The 21,319-nt window shown below is 36.9% G+C and carries 18 protein-coding genes and 2 tRNA genes; 2 read left to right on the forward strand and 18 right to left on the reverse strand.

What is annotated here, in order from left to right:
* Window positions 1–239 precede the first annotated feature (239 nt).
* Both NSQ71_RS18230 and NSQ71_RS18235 read right to left on the reverse strand, forming a co-directional pair.
* On the reverse strand, window positions 240–392 hold the full coding sequence (locus tag NSQ71_RS18230) for a hypothetical protein (protein WP_340734381.1): 153 nt from the start codon (window positions 390–392) through the stop codon (window positions 240–242).
* Window positions 364–648, reverse strand: coding sequence for a S8 family serine peptidase (locus NSQ71_RS18235; RefSeq protein ID WP_339200062.1), 285 nt, complete (start codon window positions 646–648; stop codon window positions 364–366). The genes NSQ71_RS18230 and NSQ71_RS18235 overlap by 29 nt, the downstream gene beginning before the upstream one ends.
* Before the next feature lie 334 nt (window positions 649–982).
* On the opposite strand from NSQ71_RS18235, the gene NSQ71_RS18240 reads away from it, so the two are divergent.
* Complete coding sequence (locus tag NSQ71_RS18240; protein WP_339198141.1) at window positions 983–1,888, forward strand: DNA adenine methylase; 906 nt, start codon at window positions 983–985, stop codon at window positions 1,886–1,888.
* 39 nt (window positions 1,889–1,927) lie between these two features.
* On the opposite strand, the gene NSQ71_RS18245 is transcribed toward NSQ71_RS18240, so the two are convergent.
* Both NSQ71_RS18245 and NSQ71_RS18250 read right to left on the reverse strand, forming a co-directional pair.
* The gene (locus tag NSQ71_RS18245; RefSeq protein WP_144598408.1) at window positions 1,928–2,488 is read right to left on the reverse strand and encodes an AlwI family type II restriction endonuclease; all 561 of its coding nucleotides are present in this window, start codon (window positions 2,486–2,488) and stop codon (window positions 1,928–1,930) included.
* 1 nt (window position 2,489) lies between these two features.
* Window positions 2,490–4,304, reverse strand: a complete 1,815-nt coding sequence (locus NSQ71_RS18250) for an AlwI family type II restriction endonuclease (protein WP_339198145.1) — start codon at window positions 4,302–4,304, stop codon at window positions 2,490–2,492.
* A 486-nt stretch (window positions 4,305–4,790) separates the two neighbouring features.
* On the opposite strand from NSQ71_RS18250, the gene NSQ71_RS18260 reads away from it, so the two are divergent.
* Entirely contained in the window at window positions 4,791–5,651 is an 861-nt protein-coding gene (locus NSQ71_RS18260; RefSeq protein WP_144598406.1) for a nuclease-related domain-containing protein, read from the forward strand.
* Between the two features lie 410 nt (window positions 5,652–6,061).
* On the opposite strand, the gene rlmH is transcribed toward NSQ71_RS18260, so the two are convergent.
* From rlmH to NSQ71_RS18330, 14 genes are all read right to left on the reverse strand, one after another.
* A complete protein-coding gene (gene rlmH, locus NSQ71_RS18265; protein ID WP_340734382.1) occupies window positions 6,062–6,541 on the reverse strand; it encodes a 23S rRNA (pseudouridine(1915)-N(3))-methyltransferase RlmH in 480 nt (159 codons plus the stop codon).
* A gap of 287 nt (window positions 6,542–6,828) precedes the next feature.
* Window positions 6,829–8,052 carry a S1C family serine protease gene (locus tag NSQ71_RS18270; protein WP_340734383.1) on the reverse strand — a complete coding sequence of 408 codons (1,224 nt, stop codon included), beginning with the start codon at window positions 8,050–8,052 and terminating at the stop codon, window positions 6,829–6,831.
* Window positions 8,053–8,172: 120 nt separating this feature from the next.
* On the reverse strand, window positions 8,173–8,967 hold the full coding sequence (locus NSQ71_RS18275) for an MBL fold metallo-hydrolase (protein WP_130158225.1): 795 nt from the start codon (window positions 8,965–8,967) through the stop codon (window positions 8,173–8,175).
* 9 nt (window positions 8,968–8,976) lie between these two features.
* The gene (locus tag NSQ71_RS18280) at window positions 8,977–9,792 is read right to left on the reverse strand and encodes a two-component system regulatory protein YycI (protein ID WP_094244808.1); all 816 of its coding nucleotides are present in this window, start codon (window positions 9,790–9,792) and stop codon (window positions 8,977–8,979) included.
* Window positions 9,779–11,122 (reverse strand): YycH family regulatory protein, encoded by a 1,344-nt coding sequence (locus NSQ71_RS18285; RefSeq protein WP_339193711.1) that lies wholly within the window; start codon window positions 11,120–11,122, stop codon window positions 9,779–9,781. Before NSQ71_RS18285 ends, NSQ71_RS18280 begins: the two co-directional genes overlap by 14 nt.
* A complete protein-coding gene (gene walK, locus NSQ71_RS18290) occupies window positions 11,119–12,951 on the reverse strand; it encodes a cell wall metabolism sensor histidine kinase WalK (protein ID WP_340734384.1) in 1,833 nt (610 codons plus the stop codon). Before walK ends, NSQ71_RS18285 begins: the two co-directional genes overlap by 4 nt.
* A 2-nt stretch (window positions 12,952–12,953) precedes the next feature.
* Entirely contained in the window at window positions 12,954–13,667 is a 714-nt protein-coding gene (gene yycF, locus NSQ71_RS18295) for a response regulator YycF (protein ID WP_063387767.1), read from the reverse strand.
* Between the two features lie 309 nt (window positions 13,668–13,976).
* Window positions 13,977–14,049 (reverse strand) — tRNA-Phe (locus NSQ71_RS18300).
* Between the two features lie 104 nt (window positions 14,050–14,153).
* A tRNA-Lys gene (locus NSQ71_RS18305) sits at window positions 14,154–14,229 on the reverse strand.
* Between the two features lie 666 nt (window positions 14,230–14,895).
* Entirely contained in the window at window positions 14,896–16,188 is a 1,293-nt protein-coding gene (locus NSQ71_RS18310; protein WP_063387766.1) for an adenylosuccinate synthase, read from the reverse strand.
* 154 nt (window positions 16,189–16,342) lie between these two features.
* Window positions 16,343–17,713 carry a replicative DNA helicase gene (dnaB, locus tag NSQ71_RS18315; RefSeq protein WP_063387765.1) on the reverse strand — a complete coding sequence of 457 codons (1,371 nt, stop codon included), beginning with the start codon at window positions 17,711–17,713 and terminating at the stop codon, window positions 16,343–16,345.
* Window positions 17,714–17,827: 114 nt separating this feature from the next.
* Window positions 17,828–18,274, reverse strand: a complete 447-nt coding sequence (rplI, locus tag NSQ71_RS18320) for a 50S ribosomal protein L9 (protein WP_063387764.1) — start codon at window positions 18,272–18,274, stop codon at window positions 17,828–17,830.
* Complete coding sequence (locus tag NSQ71_RS18325) at window positions 18,271–20,247, reverse strand: DHH family phosphoesterase (RefSeq protein ID WP_339198162.1); 1,977 nt, start codon at window positions 20,245–20,247, stop codon at window positions 18,271–18,273. Before NSQ71_RS18325 ends, rplI begins: the two co-directional genes overlap by 4 nt.
* Window positions 20,248–20,283: 36 nt before the next feature.
* A complete protein-coding gene (locus NSQ71_RS18330) occupies window positions 20,284–21,210 on the reverse strand; it encodes a YybS family protein (protein WP_339198164.1) in 927 nt (308 codons plus the stop codon).
* Window positions 21,211–21,319 lie beyond the last annotated feature (109 nt).

Here is a 21,319-nt window from a genome sequence, read left to right on the forward strand (position 1 = left end):
TTTTGCCAAAACTGTTGGCTAAAGAATCATGGCTACAGAGGATCCATGTCAAGCCCTTGATGGATAGATCACATATATGTATATTTATTCAAAATTTTGATAAAGCACTGTATTTTTTTCTTGTAGAAAACATACTACCATCTCAAAGGTGTCATTGTTAATTTCTAATTCTTCTGCGGATACTTTATATACTGTTGTATCATCATCACTTGAAACTACTTCAACTGTTTCATCAATACTTACATCAATTTGTTCTGTACTTTCAAAAATTTCTTCTGTATTTGGAAATTGGTTATTTCTTCCGCAAATGCAACCGGAGCAACTCCAGCAATATTAATAAACAAAAATGTAGCAACTAATAATTTAATTAATTTCTTTTTCATCTTTTTCATTTAGAATTTCCTCTACCCTTTCTTTTTGTAATGTTAGAAAACCTTCTCCAAATTGTACTTTGTCACCTAACTTCACAACATAATTGGAGAGTTCTTCTTTGATGGTGCTGGCATTATATTTTGAGTCGCTTCTATTCAGGATTGCTGCAATAACACTAGTGGCATATGCAGTAGCGAAAGACGTTCCTGAAAATGTTGAGTAGGATCCTTTGTTATCTGTAGAGATAACTTCTACACCTAGAGCTGAATAATCTATTTTCCCGACTCCCGAATAAGGATCAAGTTTGAATTTTTTATCAAACGAGGAATCAAGTAATCGCTGAACATCCGAGTTCTTATGAACGAAATCAAATGATTACGAATTTAGACCATTACCTAGAGGCGTTATTAGGTAAAACCTCGGGCTATTCGGGATGCAGGTCAACAAATCATCTTTAATCACGGTTGAGACTTTATTTGACGCTTACTTTTAATTTATTTCAAATAATTCCCTTTATACAACAGAACATTTGTTCCTTTCCTGTGGATCATAGTTATGTTAAATTAGTATAATGTAGTAGACAAGCTACTATTAAATTGGAGGTTATTAGATGAAACCTATTTTAAAATATCGTGGTGGAAAAAAAGCAGAAATTCCTTTCTTTATTGACCATATACCCAATGATATCGAAACCTACTTTGAACCCTTTGTCGGGGGTGGTGCTGTATTCTTCCATTTAGAACATGAAAAATCAGTTATCAATGATATTAATTCTAAGCTTTATAAGTTCTATCTTCAATTAAAGCACAATTTTGATGAGGTAACTAAACAATTAAACGAACTACAGGAAATATATGAAAAAAACCAAAAGGAATATGAGGAAAAAAAAGCTCTTGCTCCTGCTGGTGTCAGAGTGGAAAATAAAAATGAAGAACTATATTATGAGCTAAGGAACGAATTTAACTATCCATCAGGAAAATGGCTAGACGCAGTAATTTATTATTTTATAAATAAAACTGCTTATAGTGGGATGATAAGGTATAACAGTAAAGGAGAATATAACGTTCCTTTTGGAAGATACAAAAACTTTAATACAAAAATCATTACTAAACAACACCATAACCTGCTTCAAAAAACAGAAATATATAATAAAGATTTTTCTGAAATTTTTAAGATGGCAAAACCAAATGACTTCATGTTTCTTGATCCTCCATATGATTGTATTTTTAGTGATTATGGAAATATGGAGTTTACAGGTGATTTCGACGAGAGGGAACATCGTAGGCTTGCTGAAGAGTTTAAAAACTTAAAGTGCCGTGCACTAATGATCATTAGTAAAACGGAATTAACTACCGAACTATATAAAGATTATATCGTTGATGAATATCATAAAAGCTATTCTGTAAACATTAGAAATAGATTTAAGAATGAAGCAAAGCATTATATAATCAAGAACTATGATTATGTACGAAAAAATAAAGAAGAAAAATATGAGCAACTTGAACTTATTCATTAGTTAAAGGAACAATGAACTGGCATTGTTCCTTTTTCAATTTCATTTTAAATTGTACTCAATGAAAGTTAGCCATTCTTCAGCTTGATCATATCCTAAGTCACTTCGTAATAATTTTATCAGTATTTCTTTTAGTTTATTAGGATTAAAGTGTTCTCCATCACCTTTCAGCTGTGTAACTAGCTTTTTAAACTGGTCTACTGTTAATGGAATTACAGGTTCTGATTCCTTGTTAAAACCTATATGTCTTGCAAAAGAAAGATCAATACTTTTTCCTAAGAAAAGAGTATATGCTTCTATTCCTTTTTTTTTATATTCTTGTAGGTGCCTGACGACTGAATCCCCTTCATAATCTAGTTGCTTTTCCCCTATCGTGAGGGAACATTCAATTAAAATTGAAAAATGCTCATATTCAACTAATATATCTTCAACACCTGGTATGGCATTACCAATTGGATGACCTGAATCATCAAGCTTAAAGTTTGGGACTAGATTCTTATAGGAACCTAGTTTTTTAAAAACTCTATATGTGTTCCACTCGAAGTAATTTGGAGGATTTATCGTTTTTTCAACTTCTTCATAAAAGTCCAGAATATCTTGCATTTTAAAACCTTACCTCCTTGTCAACAACCCAATTATTTAAAGTTTCTTCTAAACCAGCTTTAATTTGAGTATATTTTCTTTCACACTCTATAGTTGTTCGATATAATGAGACCATCAGATTCTTAATATCATAAGAAGATAACCTTCTTCCTTTTTCAATTAATTTCTTCTGTACCATTAGGAGCATGTTAAACTGTTTTAATGAGAGAGGGATAATTCTTGTGTTTTGAACAATATTGTATTTCATAAACTCCTCAAAAGTATTCTTATTGATTTCTGGCGCAATGAATAAACAATATAGTTCTTTCTCTACTCCTTGCTTTTCTAATTCTTTTTTCTTGTTTAAATAATGCCTTGTTACTGGTTCTGATTCCATCTTAAACTGGGTTGCTCCCTTAGAAGTTGTTACTTCACCAAGAACAATAAAGTCTTCATATATAATTTCCATATCAGGCTGGTTACCTGCGGCATGAGTAACTGGTTGTAACTCTTCATCAATAACGAAGTTGTTTTTATATTCTAAAGCATTTCCAAGAATAATGAAGCCATTCCACGTAAGCCATTCAAATACAGTATTTTTATTTGCAATGAAGCGAGCTTTAATTTTCTCTTCAATCACATTCTTTTTCTCATGATATACCTCAAGAAGGTCAATGACTTCTTCAAGTTGACGTGGGTCATTAAAATCTGCTTGTAACTTTTTCTTTTTGAGTTCTAGCTGTAATTCCTTAGCATGGTAAATAACATCTTTTAATGTTTCTACATCAACTTTTTTATTAAGAGAATTATAAATGTCTTCAAGGACTTGTATTTCAACTTTAACATTTGGAAAATGTTCTACTAATTGCTCAGCTAGTCTGGTATTTTCATCTCGTATTCTATGGGCTAGATCTAAAAGTTGTTCTTTTGTCTCAAATGAAAACTGTGGTAAACTCGGATTTCCATAATATTCATGAAATTCCTCTACTCTCGTATAGTTCTTTACAACTTTTGATGAACTGATAATTTCATCAATTAAATCAGATTTTTCTGGATTTAAGACGAGTTGATTCCCTCTTGCAACAAATAGACCTGTATATCGAAAATATCTTGTGGTTGCATCTGCCACATCTCGTGCATTTCTCATTTTAGTTTCAATTTTTGACTTATGTGAAGAGTCAGATTTCCCTTCACGAATTTTACCTACATTTCCATAAATCTTTTCGAATCTTTTAAAAAAGTAATTCTCAGTAAACTCAAGTTTCTTATTTTGTCCTTTTATTTTTTCACGTTCATTACGGAACTGCATTATTTCCTCTGCAATTTCATCCACCTGATTATTATTTGTTGCTGTTAAACAGAACATAGCAATATCTAATTTACTGAGGCCGCCTACCTTTTTTAGTAAGCTAAGAACAAATACAAGAGGATTTATACTCCATTCCTCCTCGGGATATTCCTTACCTTTGTGTTGAAACGATGGATATTGCCACTTTACTAACTGTTTTAAGAAAACATCTTTGGGTCTTCGGTTATTTGCAAGCATTTTCCCTGCTTCAGTTATACGAAGATAACCTTCTTCATCTACAAATACGAAACCATAAGTTTTCATTGGTGCCACTCTGTCTCGAGTAGAAAATGCAGCTTCTTTTTTATAAGTAGTACCTAAGAATTGTGGTAAAGCAGCAAGTTCTTTAGCAAATGCCTCTTGTGCTTTATACCCTTTTACCCCTTTCCAATAACTTCCCTCAAAATTTGCTAGTACTTTTAACTCAGGCTGAATTTTTTCTGGACTTCTAGGTGAACAAGAAACATACCAATTAACTTTTTTAGCCATCTAATCCCTCCTGTAAGACCCATAAATGTGATGTATACCTAGATTATACTGATTAACCAAAAAAAGTAAATGTCCTTTACTCAAAAACTTAAATATTTTTCGTTTTTGAGTAAAAGACATAATAAATATTTATACACTTTATTGTTAAGTTGAACCATTTAGAAATAACTTTTATGCTTATAGTTAGAGTAGAATTTAAAAGGGGAATTTAAAAATTGAAGAAAAAAAATATATCAATAATAGGGGTTCCAATGGATTTAGGTTAAATGCGCAGAGGTGTTGATATGGGGCCAAGCGCAATTCGATATGCTGGTATAGTTGAGCGATTAGAGCGATTAAACTATTCAAATGAATCATATACAATCAAATCTTATTTTTCGTTGCAATACTCTGCACTTGTTTTTTTTCCATACATAGTCTTCTCGCATTATTGATAATCAACTCAACAACATATAACCAATTCCATTAAATGAAAGGACGTAGACTATGCTTTATAAAGCTCGAACTAAGTCTAAAGAATTGTTGATTATGGAGCTTTTGAACACTCGAATGGATTATGAAGGGGAAGTTTTATTTGATGCCTTAACAGAGAAACTTCAATGTGAATGCATTATTTTAAATGACTTACTACTAAATATAAATAATACCAACTTCCAAATTGATTCTTTAATTATAACTTCAGAGAAAAATTATTTATTTGAGGTCAAAAATTATGAAGGGGATTATTATCACGAATCAGATATGTTGTTTAAAATAACCAAATCCGAAATTATTAATCCTCTTCATCAATTGAATAGAAGTAATTATTTATTACGCCAGCTACTCCTTAATCTTGGTTTTAATCCTCAAATTGATGCTTCGGTTGTTTTTATCAATCCTAATTTTACCCTATATCAAGCACCTCTCGATAAACCATTTATTTTTCCTACTCAGCTAGACCAATATTTGGACAAACTAAATACCAAACCTTCAAAGTTAAATAGAAAACACAAGAAGCTAGCGGATAAGCTTATTTCCTTGCATATAACTGAATCGCCTTATCAACAGTTACCATCATATGATTATGAACAGGTACGAAAAGGAATCACCTGTGTTCAATGCAAGTCTTTTTCTATCTACATCGAAGGAAGAAAATGTGTATGTAAGGAATGTAGACACGAAGAATTAGTTACAGCTTCCGTAATGCGGAGTGTGAAGGAATTTAAGCTTCTTTTTCCAGATCATCGGATTACTACGAATGCAATTCATGAATGGTGTCAAATGGTACCATCTAAAAAAAGAATCAGAAGAATTCTAAACAATAATTTTAATCAAGTAGGAGTTCGTCAATGGACTTATTATGAGTAATAAGTAGAAGATCTATCCTTTAGTTAGACTGTATTATTCTTATTTTGGGGTTGTCCAGAAAGTCAAAATCCATTGAAAACGAAACATCATAAGCATTGATATATCAACGTTTCTAAAACATTAAAGGGGCGTCTATAAGCCGGAAAATCGACTTATTAGACAGCCCCTTTTCCTATGTTTCCTATCTTGTTTATGTCCTTCAGGAGTCTTATGAAGGACTTTTCTTATGCTCTCTTTCTTAATTATGTTCTTCAATAGTTTTATGACGGACATTTAGCATATACAATTGCTTCTTTTTGGACTTCATCGCCTCTATGAATGACATTTACAAATTTTATTAGATTATTTTTGTCCTTCACAGTGGCATTTCTCCAAAATCCATCTACTAAGCTATCTCCAAAAACCGCTATTCACTTATGGTACGGTTCCCCCCTCATAATCCGAAATGCCCGATAGATTTGTTCGAGCAAAATTAGACGCATGAGCTGGTGGGGGAAGGTCATTTTGGAAAAGGAGAGGGCTTCGTCTGCCCGTTTCATTACCTCTTTGCTCAGTCCGAGCGATCCGCCAATGATAAAGGCGATTTTGCTTTTTCCGTATGTGGCCAGTTTATCTATACTATGTGCGAACTCTTCCGAGGATTTCATCTTGCCTTCAATGGCAAGGGCGATGACGTATGCATCGGACGGGATTTTGGCTAAAATTCGTTCGCCTTCTTTGTTTTTGATTAGTTCCATTTCCTGCGGGCTTATTTGTTCAGGAGCCTTTTCATCAGGAAGTTCAATGATGTCAACTTTTGCGTACGATGAAAGACGCTTTAAATATTCGTCGATTCCCTGCTTTAAATATTTTTCCTTCAGCTTCCCAATCGCTATAATTTGAATGTTCAACTTTCATATTTCCCCTTTTTTATTTTATCAACATGTTGATAACTATTTCCCACACAAAATAACAAATATTCCACAGATTTTATCCACAATTGTGGATGAATACCTCTATATTTCGTGTCCGAAAATCAGTTCCCAACTATATATACTGCGGTTTTTTTGCACAATTCACAGGTTGTGGATAAGCTGTGATTAAATTCAATTTTTTGAATATGATCCTCGCAGCAATACATTTATAATCCTCCTACCCCATAATGAAAACAGGAAAGCTGATTCCGCCTTCCTGTTCTTTAAAAAGATTTTTGTTCAACGAGCTTCAGCTTCACTGTTTTCAACTCGCCATTTCGATAGAATTTTACTTCCACTGTGCTTCCAACCTTTTGGCTGTATAGCTGCTTTCGAAGCTGGAGAACATTTTCAACCTTTTTCCCAGCAAGCTCTATAATTACGTCCTTCTCTCTCAAACCTGCGCGTTGAGCTGGCGACATCGGCTCAACACTCATCACAATCACGCCGTTTTTAACGTCCTTTGGCAAATTTAATGCCTCTTCCCAATAATAGCTTGGGATGTCTTCAAGAGACTGAAGACCGATTCCCATATATGGACGCTTCACTTCGCCGAATTTTTCAAGATCATTAATAATCGGAATTGCAATGTTAATTGGGATAGACAGTCCGATTCCTTCCACCGCGGATTCAGCAATTTTCATGGAATTAATTCCAATTACTTTCCCGTCTAAATTCACAAGTGCTCCGCCGCTGTTTCCGGGATTAATTGCGGCATCCGTCTGCAGCACTTCCGCCTGCCAATCCACTGTTCCGTTTTCATCAATATCAACAGGAATGGTCCGTTCTGTTCCGGAAATAATCCCTTGTGTAACAGACCCAGCAAATTGCAAGCCGAGCGGGTTTCCGATTGCCAGCACCGGCTCACCCGGTTTGACTGTGTCCGAATTGCCGAATTCAGCAACCTTCTTAACATGCTTTGCATCCACAACCAATACTGCTAAATCCATCAGCTGATCACTGCCGACAAGTTCAGCGGGAATGCGTGTTTCGTCGTTTAATACAACTTCCAATTGATGCGCTCCGGCTACAACATGGTGATTTGTTACAATATAGGCTTTATCGCCTTCCTTTTTGTAGATGACCCCTGATCCTGTTCCTGCTTCTCCCTCTTGTGTTTGATCCCAGAAGCTTACTTGCTGAATATTGACGACTCCGACAACCGCATCACTCACTTTATTGACTGCTTCTGTAACTGCTGAATTCACATTTACATTTACTGTTTTGACTGGCCCTTGGACATTTCCTGTTTCCCCTTCCTCAGTTTGCTCTGGACTGATGTTCAGATCATATGGAAGAATATTAAATTGTGCTAATGCTGGAAGGGAGAAAATAACTAATAACGCGCCTAACACGGCTCCGATTAACCCAGCCAATAATGATCCGCCCCAGTTTCCCCTTTGTTTTCTGTTATTATACCGTTCAAAATCATCATCATAATATCCCATCGCCTCATCATTCCTTTCCGATGACGAATGATTTTATCTACATTATTATAGTATAACGCGAGCTGGCAGGAAAAATATATGACAACATTAACATACCCAACGATGGGGAAATTCAAACATTTAAACAGCTACGAGAGGCGTCGGTTTCTTTGGATCTGTATCATATAATTCAAATTGTTCTCCGACAACGAATCCTTTTTTCTCTAATACTTGCTGGACAGACATTCGTGCGAGCTCTTTCATATTATTTTCTTTACTTAAATGCGCCAAATAAATTCGTTTCGTCTTGTCGCCAATGACATCAGCCATAGCAAGTGCAGCATCTTCATTTGAAACATGTCCAACATCAGATAAAATTCTTCGTTTTACATTCCAAGGATACCGGCACATTCGCAGCATTTCTACGTCATGGTTGCTTTCAAAAATAAAAACATCTGCACCGCGTATGATCCCTTTCATTCTGTCGCTTACATATCCAGTATCAGTAATTAACGCTAGTTTTTTTCCACGGTGGTGAAACACAAAAAACATTGGTTCTGCTGCATCATGGGAAACGCCAAATGATTCAACCTCTAAACTTCCAAACGATTTCGTTTCGCCGATTTCAAAAGTAAACTTTTGTTCTAAATGAATTTCGCCGATTTCTCTCTCCATTGCTTTCCACGTTTTTTCATTCGCGAAAATCGGAATTTCGTATTTTCTCGCTAAAATTCCAAGTCCCTTGATGTGATCGCTATGCTCATGGGTGACTAATATACCGCTTAAATTTTTTATGTCCCGTTGAATTTCTTGAAACAAATTTTCCATTTGTTTACCACTTAATCCTGCATCGATTAACAGGGAATGTTCATCTGTTTCTACATAAATGGCATTCCCTGTGCTGCCGCTCGCAAGAACACTGAAATTAAGGCTCATTTCCTTCACTCACTCCAAATTATTATTCTCTTTCTCCGGTTTAATGACCTGACCTTCCAATGCATTCACATAATAATCTTCTGTTTTATTGACAACTACATGCCATGTCGGAGCCAAAATTTGCTGTTCCGACAGCGGGTATTGTGTGTAATATCCGTATTCTACATCGGTTACTTTACTGTTAGATTTCAAATCATTTTTTTCATAAAGAGCTTCCAATGCTTTAATCGCAGGCAATATTTCCTGCTTCTCCAATTCTTTTATATCTTCTAGCAATGTTTGCTGATAAGACACAATTTCATTTTTATCATTTAAATAAAAGACAATCATACCGATTCCATCACTTACATCTTGAAAAATAATTTTTCCTTTGTATTCCTGCAGACAAATAATTTCCCTTGTTTCTTTGCTGTAGCGCCAAAACTTGTATTGACTGCCCGCAATGATTTGTGTTGTTAAAATTTGCTTGATCTTATTTTCGATACTTTCTCCTACAATTGGAATCGGTTTGTCAAAACTCATCCGAAGCTTTGTTACCGAACGAGTCAACTCCTCATCAGGCAGCATCGGCTTTTGATTTTTCAGTTGTTCGATTTCTTCTTCCTTAAATATTTTGCTTTCTGCCGTTATATAAGAACCTTCTATTACTTCTTTTGGAAGCTTCCCAAATTGTATATTTTCCGCTGCAAACTGCTCTTCAATCGTCGTTTTCGTGATCATATCATATTTGGAGCTTTTGATTTTTTCAACATACTGAAAAGCTAAATAAATATCAAGGATCAGGAAGGCAATAATAAACACCGTTTTCGTTTTACTCCAATCCAATACCTTCCCCTCCTTTACCCGCTTTTTTCACATTCAGCCTTTGATATTTATCGTTTTCGAGTTCAATGCACCATATCGGCTCCAAATTTACGATATTTTGCCGTGACGACTGTTGTATGTCATAAGCGGGAAAAATACGTTTTATTTTGTCGGCTTCAATGCTTGGATTATCCTTAATAGCTTCAATTATATCTGCTGCTTTAGGTAAAGTCGTTTTATCTTCCCGGATAAAACCATCCAAATAAAATAACGGACGCTGATATAAGGCAATATCATTCTTTCCCCAGCTTTGCATGATCGTCGTGATCGAATAATGCGAATCGCTGAACGAAAATACTGGCAAATTTCGAACCGTTAGACGAAAATAAATTTTCTGTTCTTGATCCGTTTTTTCGAAGCGATAATCATTTAATCCTGACAGCCAACCGCCATGTTTGTTCAAAAAATCAATGCTCTGCAAGATCAATTTTCCTTTTTCCGTCGTTAAAGACTGGTCAATTGTCGGATTAACGTAAACAACCCTTTCTTTATCTTCGTTGATGACAAGCTGACGGGAGCTGTCTGTATACACAAATTCGGAAGCATTGACATCCCGTTTTACATAACTTGGATCATTAAACAATGCATTTTTAAACTGCTCACCGCTCATTGATTTTGTAAAATATTGAAGGCGATGAATCGGAAACGGCTTTTCAGGCAAAAATAATCCGTTCCAAAACACGTAGCTTTCAAAGTTTTCTTTTTCTTTATACACTTCCGTCCACAAATTGCTTAAAACGGTTTTCACCTGTGCTTCTACTACATATTTATGCTCGTAGTCGACTAAATAAAGCTTTCGGTTCGCTTTCTCGTTTGTCAGAGGAATGTAAATCCGATCAAATTCTATATTGAAATCTTCTTCATCCGTCCAGTCGGTTATTGATAAGAGGGCTGACATCGGAATCGAGTCGTTAAAAATAACTTCAAAGTTAGGGGTTGAATTATGTATTTCCCTGTTTATCCATTGATTAAAACCATATTGCTTTTCAATCTCTCCAGAAATATTTTTGAATTCTTCTAGCTCCCACTGACGGATATCCTTCCAAAGTCTTTCGATGACGATTTCGTCATAAGTTGCGTAATGTTTTATTTTTTCATGAATCATAATATGATCCGGCTGCACGACTTCATAAGGCTTTTTTGTTACATTACTTAACGGGTTGTTTTCAATATAGTTGGAGTTCGAAATTTCCCCGTAGTTTGGCTGATATGTCCAAATATTCCAGGTGAAGAATAAACTTGTCAGCACTAAAAATGTTAAAATAATGGATTTTATCGTTTCCCGGTTCATAGCCAATCATCCTCTTGGTTCTGTTCATATGGCAATGTGAAAAATACAGTCGTGCCTTTTCCTTCTTCACTTTCCACCCAAATTTCTCCTCCGTGTGCTTCCACCATCTCTTTTGCAATTGCAAGACCAAGACCGGTTCCGCCCATTTTGCGTGATCTAGCCTTATCAACACGATAAAAACGTTCAAAAATTTTTTTCACACTTTCTTTCGGAATTCCAATGCCTTCATCTTTTACACTGACTTCAATATGGTCAACTTGTTCTTTTACTTGAAAAGAGATTTTTCCGCCTTCAGGAGAATATTTCAATGCATTGGAAATAATATTATCGAGCACTTGCGTAATTTTATCGGGTTCAATTTCTACATAAAGGCTTTTTTTCGGAATGTTTCGTACAAATGTGACATGCTGCTGCTTAGACATTTCAAAACGATCAATAATTTTGTGGAAAAAGTCTGTGAAATTCACCATGTCTTTATTTAATTGATAATCTTTACTATCTAGTTTTGATAGCTGGAGCAAGTCATTAACAAGCCTAATCATCCGCTCCGTTTCATTTTGCGTCACTTGTAAAAATTTTGGCGCGATCGTTTCGTCTTTCCAAGCTCCTTCCGCCAATGCTTCCAAGTAACTGCGCATTGTAGTAAGCGGCGTCCGCAGCTCATGAGAAACGTTTGCGACAAATTCACGCCGCTCTTGGTTGATTCGTTCCTGCTCTGTTACATCGTAAACTACTGCAATCAATCCGTTAATATGATCTTCATCAATTTGTATTGTAGAAAAGCTGATTCGTAATATATACGGTTTTTCCTCTGTGCTGAAATCTAACAGCATCGGTTCTTGCTGGTTCACTAAATCTTCAAAAGTACATTCATCCGTTAAATCTAAAAGCTCCACAATTGATTTTCCTAAGGCTGTTTCACGTGAAACATTCAACATTTCATGGGCCGGATTGTTCATGACAATTACTTTTCCATGCCGATCTGTGGCTATGACACCTTCTGTCATATGAGTAATAATAGACGCCAGCTTTCTGCGCTCTTCTTCAGTTGTTTCCTGTGCTTCCTCCAATTTTTCCGTGAGATGATTGAATGTTAATGCAAGCTGTCCAATTTCATCTTCTCCATACACTTTTACTTTTCTGGAAAAATTCCCTTTTGCCAGCTCCAACGCTTGCCTTCTCATATCTGACAACGGACGGGTTATAGTGCGGGCAAGAAAAATTCCTAGCGCCGCGGTAATAAGAAGGGACATCCCTGTGCCTGTTGCAAAAATTTTGTTAATCGTCCGCAATTGTGAAAAAACTTCCTCCATTGAGGCAACGACATAAACAACGCCAATTGTTTCTCGTTTATAATCTGTGACGATCGGAGTCGCTGATACGTACATTCGATGCTTCGTTTGCGGATCAAGCAAAATATTGCTTTCAGGCGAACCGACGATTAAAGTCCGTTTAATCATATTTTCAGTTGTTCTTTTCCCGATCACATCTTTGTTGTAATCAGATGTCCCGATGACACGCGCATCTTGGTCCACTACGCGAACTTCATGAATTTCCTCCCGTTTAAAATCTTGCAAAATAGCAGATATCTCATCTTCCATATTCAATGATTCGTCCACTTCTTCATTCGTCATCGCTTGCTCAATCTGGTAAGCCAGCAAATCAATCCGCTGCGAAAGGGAAGATTTAAAATTTTCTATAAGAGAAGATTCCAATTCCTTAACGAAGTAAATACCGATGATTTGCATAGCCAAAATAATCAGAAGCACATAGATCAGCACAATTTTAAAATGTATCGAACGTAAAAAACTCACTCGACTGCTATACATGTTCACTGCTCCTGTTCAGGATTGCGCAAATAATAACCTACCCCTCTTCTTGTCACAATCCATATTGGATGGCTTGGGTTGTCTTCAATTTTTTCCCTAAGTCTTCTAACCGTGACATCTACAGTTCTGACGTCTCCGAAATAGTCATATCCCCAAACGGTTTGCAGCAAATGCTCTCGGGTCATGACCTGTCCAATGTGCTTCGCTAAATAGTGAAGCAATTCAAACTCACGATGAGTAAGCTCGATCGTTTCTCCCCGTTTTGAAACGACATATGCATCAGGATGAATAACGAGAGAGCCGATTTGAATTTCCGACTGTTCAGAAGCCGCTTCCCTTGCAGCATTTGTTTGCTGTCTTCGTAAATTTGCCTTTACCCTTGCCAAGAGCTCTCTTGTGCTGAATGGTTTTGTCACATAATCATCAGCACCAAGCTCCAGACCAAGCACTTTATCGATTTCTGAATCTTTCGCAGTCAACATAATAATCGGCATTTCATATTTTTTTCGAACTTCCCGGCACACTTCCATTCCATCCTTGCTGGGAAGCATAATATCTAACAATATCAAGTCAGGTTTAATTTCTTCCACCATTTCAATCGCGCTTGTTCCATCATAAGCACAGTATACATCAAAACCTTCTTTTTTAAGATTAAACTCTAATATATCTGCAATTGGTTTTTCGTCATCAACAACTAATATTTTTTTATTTTCCATCATTTTCTCCCCTTTTGATCTATTAACTTTACTTTACCACGATTACATTCATCTCATCATCAACTTTCAATACAAATGGAAAAAACAAGCAGAAAACCCCTAGCTATTGCTAGAGGTCTTAAATTCAATAGGTTTTGGAACTTAGAGTAAACCCCTGTAAATTCCTATCAAACCTATTATATCAATTTTTATCTTATTGTAACAGCTTGAGATGAGAAATCAAATTTCTATTTACAACCACAAATGTTACCAATTTTGGTTTAACTTACTTATAGCCAAAAATAGCACGGATAAACCGTGCGTATGAAGTGGCTCGGGACGGAATCGAACCGCCGACACAAGGATTTTCAGTCCTTTGCTCTACCGACTGAGCTACCGAGCCGTATAAAGTTTTCAAGAATGCGAACTCTTTTTCCCTCTCTCAAGCCTTTCATATATGTGGATTCTCGAATGTGAGGCAGCTTGTATAATATTTCTCGATTGTAATGGTGAGCCATGGAGGATTCGAACCTCCGACCCTCTGATTAAAAGTCAGATGCTCTACCAACTGAGCTAATGGCTCATAAAAAATTTTTTCCTTCTAATCCATTTTAAAATTTGTCAGATGTCCCTTCCTCTTCTAGCTTTTTCGAGGATGTTGGATGCGTCGGGACAACTCGTCGCTTATTCGATGAAGCCTTGCTCGTTGCTCTACCTACTGAGCTAATGGCTCATAAAAATTTTTTTCTTCTAATCCATTTTAAAATTTGTCAGATGTCCCTTCCTCTTCCTGATTTTTCGAGGATGATGGATGCGTCGGGACAACTCGTCGCTTATTCGATGAAGCTTTGCTCGTTGCTCTACCGACTGAGCTAATGGCTCATAAAATTTTTTTTCTTCTAATCCATTTTTCATTTGTCAGATGTCCCTTCCTCTTCCGGCTTTTTCGAGGATGTTAGATGCGTCGGGACAACTCGTCGCCTATTCGATGAAGCCTTGCTCGTTGCTCTACCGACTGAGCTAATGGCTCATAAAATTTTTTTTCTTCTAATCCATTTTAAAATTTGTCAGATGTCCCTTCCTCTTCTAGCTTTTTCGAGGATGTTGGATGCATTGTGCGAACAGTTCTGAGCCAATACGCTCATTTTTCTCAAGACGTGTATAATAATATCATTTCTAGAGGGACAAAACAACGATTTTTTTTAATTTCACAAAAAAAAAGAGGGAACAGCCGATCCCTCCAAGTTTATTATATTGGACTGTATACACTGCGGACAACATTTGTTTGTGAACGATCTGGACCAACTGAAAAGATGGAAAGTGGGATACCTGTTAACTGGGAAATCCGTTCAACATAATGGCGTGCATTGTCAGGAAGATCGTCCAAGCTTTTTGCCCCCGTAATGTCTTCCTTCCAACCCGGCAATTCCTCATAGACAGGTTCGCACTGTGCAAGTACTTTTAAACTTGCTGGAAATTCTTCTAAAATTTCACCTTTGTATTTGTAGGCGATGCATATTTTCAATGTTTCGATTCCTGTCAATACATCGATGGAATTTAAAGATAAATCAGTTATTCCGCTTACCCGGCGCGCATGGCGAACAACAACGCTGTCAAACCAGCCCACTCGACGCGGACGTCCTGTTGTTGTGCCATATTCCCGTCCAACTTCACGAATTTGATCGCCAATTTCATCGTGGAGCTCTGTCGGAAACGGACCGTCTCCTACACGAGTTGTATAAGCTTTTGATACGCCGACAACATGTTTAATTTTCGTAGGACCTACACCTGCTCCAATTGTCACACCGCCTGCTACTGGATTGGAAGATGTAACAAAAGGATATGTACCTTGATCGATATCAAGCATAACACCTTGAGCGCCTTCAAATAAAACACGGCGTCCTTCATCAAGCGCGTCGTTCAGCACAACAGATGTGTCGCATACATATTGTTTGATTTGTTGGCCGTACTCGTAGTATTCATTTAAAATCTCTTCCAGTTTAAATCCTTCAACTTCGTATACTTTTTCAAACAGGCGATTTTTTTCTTCTAAATTTCTTCTCAATTTTTCTTCAAAGACTTCACGATCCAATAAATCGGCGATGCGGATGCCAATACGGGCTGCTTTATCCATATAGGCTGGACCTATTCCTTTTTTCGTCGTCCCGATCTTGTTGGCTCCTTTTCGTTCTTCTTCCACTTCATCCAATTTTAAATGATAAGGCAAAATGACGTGAGCGCGGTTGGAAATTCGCAGATTATTTGTTTGAATTCCCCGTTTATGCAAACCGTTCAACTCTTCTACCAGCGCTTTAGGATCGACAACCATTCCGTTTCCGATGACACAAATTTTATCTTGATAAAAAATACCGGATGGGATTAAATGCAGTTTATATGTTTCACCGTTAAATTTGATTGTATGGCCAGCATTGTTTCCACCTTGGTAACGGGCGATCACTTCCGCATTTTGAGAAAGGAAATCGGTTATTTTCCCTTTTCCTTCATCCCCCCATTGTGTACCAACAACAACAACTGATGACATGTGTGCACCTCCGTGTTCACCAAAAATCCAATACAAAGAAACAAGTTTATTCTACCAATTGTAGCAAGTAGAGTCAATAAAATCCGAACGTTCAATTTATTATTAAATATTTTGTTCGTGTTATATAAGATGCTTACAAAAAACAACTGCCTCATCAAGAGACAGCAGGAGGAATATGATCGTCTTCATATCTTCTTTCAAGATTTACAAATTTATTATATTCTTTTACAAATGCAAGCTGAACAGTTCCTACAGGGCCGTTCCGCTGCTTGGCTATAATGATTTCAATAATATTTTTGTTTTCTGATTCCGTATTGTAGTAATCATCTCTGTATAAAAAGGCGACGATATCTGCATCCTGCTCAATACTACCGGACTCCCGAATATCTGACATCATCGGGCGTTTATCTTGACGCTGCTCGACGCTTCGTGATAGCTGGGATAATGCGATGACCGGCACTTCCAATTCACGTGCCAAAGCCTTAAGAGATCTTGATATTTCCGAAACTTCCTGCTGGCGGTTTTCCCGATTCCGCCCGCTTCCTTGAATTAATTGCAAATAATCTATGATAATTAAACCAAGGCCCTTTTCCTGTTTTAACCGTCTGCATTTGGCGCGAATATCACTCACTCTTATGCCAGGTGTATCATCAATATAAATGCCGGCATTTGATAAACTCCCCATTGCCATCGTCAACTTTCCCCAATCATCCGGGGTTAAATTTCCCGTTCGCAAATTTTGGGCATCTATGTTTCCTTCTGCGCAAAGCATACGCATGACAAGCTGTTCCGCACCCATTTCCAAGCTAAAAATCGCTACATTTTCGTCCGTTTTCGTCGCAACATTTTGAGCGATGTTTAAGGCAAATGCAGTTTTACCGACAGACGGGCGGGCCGCTACGATAATTAAATCATTTCGCTGAAAGCCGGCCGTCATACGATCCAATTCGGAAAAGCCTGTAGGAATTCCTGTAATTTCCCCTTTGCGATTGTGGAGCATTTCAATTTTATCGTATGTTCGAACAAGAATATCTTTAATGTTTTGAAACAATCCGGCTTTTCTCCGCTGCGCCACTTCCATGATGCTTTTTTCGGCTTCTGTTAAAAGTGTTTCCACATCGTCTTCCCGATTATAGCCTTCTTGAGCTATAGCCGTTGCTGTTCGTATAAGTCTTCTCAATATCGATTTTTCTTCAACAATTTTCGCATAATATTCGATATTTGCTGCTGTAGGAACGGATCCCGCTAAATCGCTTAAATAAGAAACCCCGCCAACCTCTTCCAAAATTTTCGCATCCGCCAAGTCTTTTGTCACAGTTACTAAATCGACGGGCTCTCCTTTTTCCGAAAGCCTCAACATCGATTGAAAAATCTTTTGATGGCTGGATCGATAAAAATCTTCAGGAACTAATATTTCGGAAGCTAACATAAGCGCTTCAGGTTCTAAAAAAATTGCCCCAAGCACTGCCTGCTCTGCTTCTATATTTTGTGGTGGAATTCGATCACTGACCAGAAGATCATTCAAGATGATCACCGCCTTACCGTGGACACATAAATTTTTTCTCCAAAAAGTATAAAGAGAAATGTGGCATTACTTCAAGATCAACTTCTTTCCATAATACCACATTGCTCCTTGCCATTATTCTTCTGTAACATGTACCTTTAACGTCGCCGTCACTTCCGAATGAAGCTTAATCGGAACATTTGTATAGCCTAAAGAACGAATCGCATCTGGAAGATCAATCTTCCGTTTATCGATTTGAATATTATGTGCTTTTTTTAATTGATCAGCAATTTGTTTGCTTGTTACAGAACCAAATAATCTTCCGCCCTCACCGGCTTTCGCTTTTAATTCAACCGTGATTTTTTCAAGCTGTTCTTTTAATTTTTTTGCCTGCGCTAATTCTTCCGCTGCCTCTTTTTCTTCTTTTTTCTTTTGCGCTTCCAGCTGTTTTAAATTGGCACTCGTCGCTTCAACAGCCAAACCTTTTTTAAAAAGATAATTTTGGGCATAGCCGTCAGCTACATTTTTTACTTCACCTTTTTTCCCTTTCCCCTTTACATCTTGTAAAAAAATTACTTTCATTCTTCATTTCTCCCTTCTAAATATTGTTGAACAGCTTCTTTTAATCGTTTTTCTGCTTCATTTATCGTAACATGCTCCAACTGGGTCGCGGCATTTGTTAAATGCCCTCCACCTCCAAGTGCTTCCATTATTAATTGAACATTAAAATCGCCCAATGATCTAGCACTAATACCGACTGTATGTTCATCACGCTTCGCAATGACAAACGACGCCAATACGCCGTTCATTGATAAAAGAGTGTCAGCTGCCTGAGCAATGATCACTTGATCGTAATATTCATCTTCTCGATCTGCTTTTGCTATTGCAACCCCATTATTCATAATCTCTGTGTTTTGAATGAACTTGGCACGTTGAACAAATTGTTGAATATCCTCTTTCAACAATTTTTGGACAAGGATTGTATCCGCTCCTTTTGATCGCAAATAAGACGCCGCATCGAATGTTCTAGAGCCTGTTCGAAGCGTGAAGCATTTTGTATCTACCGTAATACCTGCCAACAATGCAGTTGCCTCTATTGTACTCATTTTAAATTCTGCAGGCTGATATACTAAAATTTCCGTAACAAGTTCAGATGTAGATGATGCATAAGGTTCTATATAAACAAGCAGTGGATCTTGAATAAATTCTTCTCCCCTGCGATGATGGTCAATGACTACTACATGGTCAATTTCGCTCAGCAATTTTTGTTCAGCCACCATTGAAGGTTTATTCGTATCTAGAATCACGAGAAGAGAATGATCTGTTGCAATATTCAGGGCTTCATCCGGAGTGATGAATCTGGACCATAACTCAGCGTCCTTCTTTACTTCCTCCACAAGCTTTTGAAGTCCTTGGCCGAATTCTTCATGGTTTACAACAATAAAACCTTCTTTATGATTGATTTGCGCCACCTTCAATATTCCTATTGCTGAACCAATTGAATCCATGTCAGGATTTTTATGACCCATAATAAATACTTTATCACTTTCACGAATGATTTCTTTTAATGCATGGGAAATCACTCGAGCTCTAACGCGTGTGCGTTTTTCGATCGGATTTGTTTGTCCGCCGTAAAATTTAACCTTGCCATTTCCCCGTTTAATAGCAACTTGGTCTCCTCCGCGGCCTAAAGCAAGATCTAGACTCGACTGCGCCAGATGCCCCAATTCAGACAGATCTTTAATGCCGGCTCCAATCCCGATGCTTAAGGTGAGAGAAACATTTTGAATAACCGCTTTTTCTCTGACTTCATCTAAAATAGAAAATTTCGTTTTTTCAAGCTCAGCCAAAATTTTTTCATTAAAAACCGCAATAAAACGTTCAGAGGAAACTCTTTTTAAAAAAAAACCGTTATCGACTGCCCATTTATTTAATATGGATGTCACAAGACTGTTTAAATTGCTCCGCTTTTGATCGTCGAGCCCTTGTGCGATTTCATCATAATTATCTAAAAATATATAAGCTAAAACAATCCGTTCGCTTTCATACTGCTTTTTTAGTTCCGTGTGGTCCGTTTCATCAAAAAAATAAAGAAGCCTTTCTTCTTTTTTGACAATGACGCGAAATTTACGGTTTTGAAGAGTCACGATATCGGAATCTATCCCTTTTTGAAATAACACTTTTAATGTTTCAGAAATTTCGTCAAGAGGACGACCGACCAGCTTGTCGTTCTTAAAATATGAAGCTAAAAATGGATTGACCCATTCCACGGCAAATTGATCGTTGATAAGCATAATGCCAATCGGCATCTTCATAAAAACTTCATCGCCAGCTTTTTTCAAACGAAACGTTAAATCAGAAATAGAATGTTCCAATTCTAATTTCAATCGTTTAACAGCATAAAAGAAAAAAAACAACAGACAACCTGCAACGATTGCGCTAATACAGCCAATCACCCAATTATAAAATAACAGAAAACCGATCATTGCCGCTATTACGCCGATGAGTGCGTATAACGGGTAAAAGAATAAAGGTTTTTCAAAAAAACTCGGCATTTTATTCAGCTCCTTGCAAAAAGAACGAACCAAGGCCTAACGTATTTTTTCGCGGAGATTAAACCCTAAATCAATGATTCCCAATATTCGTACTGGATAAAGAAGAATTGGCAAAATAAATGTTCCAATTACAATTAATACCGGCACTGCTTTCGAAAGTTTTTTCACATGACAAAAATAAAAAATAAAGGAAAACCCTTGAATTAAAAGCACAGCCTGTAAAACAAACACAATATTGTAAAGCGCGATATTTAAGAAAGATTCTTTAGGCAAATTGATAAGCATAAGGAGAGTGGCGATTAAATAATACCAAATAATACTTTTTGGAAATTTCCAGTCGCGGAAAGGGGTGATTGTTCCAACATTCAATTTTAATCTTTTTATAATTCCAATGTTCAATATATGTATAATCGCGGCTAACATAAATGACACAATGACAAACATGCTCGGAAGCAAGTTCATTAATAAATCAAACTGCTCGTTCATTTGCTCCATCATTGTTTTTTTCATTTCTTCATCCATTGAAGGGAATGCGGCTAATGTTTCCCTTACTGAAGACTTGGTTTGTTGTATAACATCACTAAAAAGATCAACGCCCAAAAAAACAATTGATAACGCATAATCAAGAACGAAATTGATGAGCAATGAAATGGTGCCGCCTATTAACGCAAACAGCTGCCGTTTTTGACGATAAAAGTATGCCATTATGATACCTGTCACACTGAACATGAGCCCAATCGGCAGCGAAACGATGGAACCGACCAAAAATGTCATCACGATTGATGCTAATAATAAAACAAAAGACTGCTTGATTCCGTGGCGGATACCGAAAATAATAAACGGCGTCGAAAGGAAAAATATTGATATAACGCTTAATATCGGAACATATAAAGTAATTAATAGAAAAACGGTATAAATAGCAACGAATATAGCACCTTCTGTTAAAACATTCGTACGTTTCACAGACTCACCTCAATCAAGACTCATACCATTATTTTAATCTAGACTTTTTAAACAATCAAATCATGGTTTCATTTAACGGACAAGAAAAAAGCAACAAGGGATTCACCTT

This window comes from Aeribacillus sp. FSL M8-0235 (genome assembly GCF_038000355.1).
GTDB classification, from domain to species: domain Bacteria; phylum Bacillota; class Bacilli; order Bacillales; family Aeribacillaceae; genus Aeribacillus; species Aeribacillus composti.

Excerpts from the sequence above, each read along its gene's own strand:
- NSQ71_RS18275 (WP_130158225.1), bottom strand. The coding sequence starts at position 8,967 with ATGAGCCTTAATTTCAGTGTTCTTGCGAGCGGCAGCACAGGGAATGCC.
- walK (WP_340734384.1), bottom strand. The coding sequence starts at position 12,951 with ATGTATAGCAGTCGAGTGAGTTTTTTACGTTCGATACATTTTAAAATT.
- rplI (WP_063387764.1), bottom strand. The coding sequence starts at position 18,274 with ATGAAAGTAATTTTTTTACAAGATGTAAAGGGGAAAGGGAAAAAAGGT.
- NSQ71_RS18310 (WP_063387766.1), bottom strand. The coding sequence starts at position 16,188 with ATGTCATCAGTTGTTGTTGTTGGTACACAATGGGGGGATGAAGGAAAA.
- NSQ71_RS18325 (WP_339198162.1), bottom strand. The coding sequence starts at position 20,247 with ATGCCGAGTTTTTTTGAAAAACCTTTATTCTTTTACCCGTTATACGCA.
- NSQ71_RS18260 (WP_144598406.1), top strand. The coding sequence starts at position 4,791 with ATGCTTTATAAAGCTCGAACTAAGTCTAAAGAATTGTTGATTATGGAG.
- NSQ71_RS18270 (WP_340734383.1), bottom strand. The coding sequence starts at position 8,052 with ATGGGATATTATGATGATGATTTTGAACGGTATAATAACAGAAAACAA.
- NSQ71_RS18245 (WP_144598408.1), bottom strand. The coding sequence starts at position 2,488 with ATGCAAGATATTCTGGACTTTTATGAAGAAGTTGAAAAAACGATAAAT.
- yycF (WP_063387767.1), bottom strand. The coding sequence starts at position 13,667 with ATGGAAAATAAAAAAATATTAGTTGTTGATGACGAAAAACCAATTGCA.
- NSQ71_RS18240 (WP_339198141.1), top strand. The coding sequence starts at position 983 with ATGAAACCTATTTTAAAATATCGTGGTGGAAAAAAAGCAGAAATTCCT.
- NSQ71_RS18230 (WP_340734381.1), bottom strand. The coding sequence starts at position 392 with ATGAAAAAGATGAAAAAGAAATTAATTAAATTATTAGTTGCTACATTT.
- NSQ71_RS18285 (WP_339193711.1), bottom strand. The coding sequence starts at position 11,122 with ATGAACCGGGAAACGATAAAATCCATTATTTTAACATTTTTAGTGCTG.
- NSQ71_RS18250 (WP_339198145.1), bottom strand. The coding sequence starts at position 4,304 with ATGGCTAAAAAAGTTAATTGGTATGTTTCTTGTTCACCTAGAAGTCCA.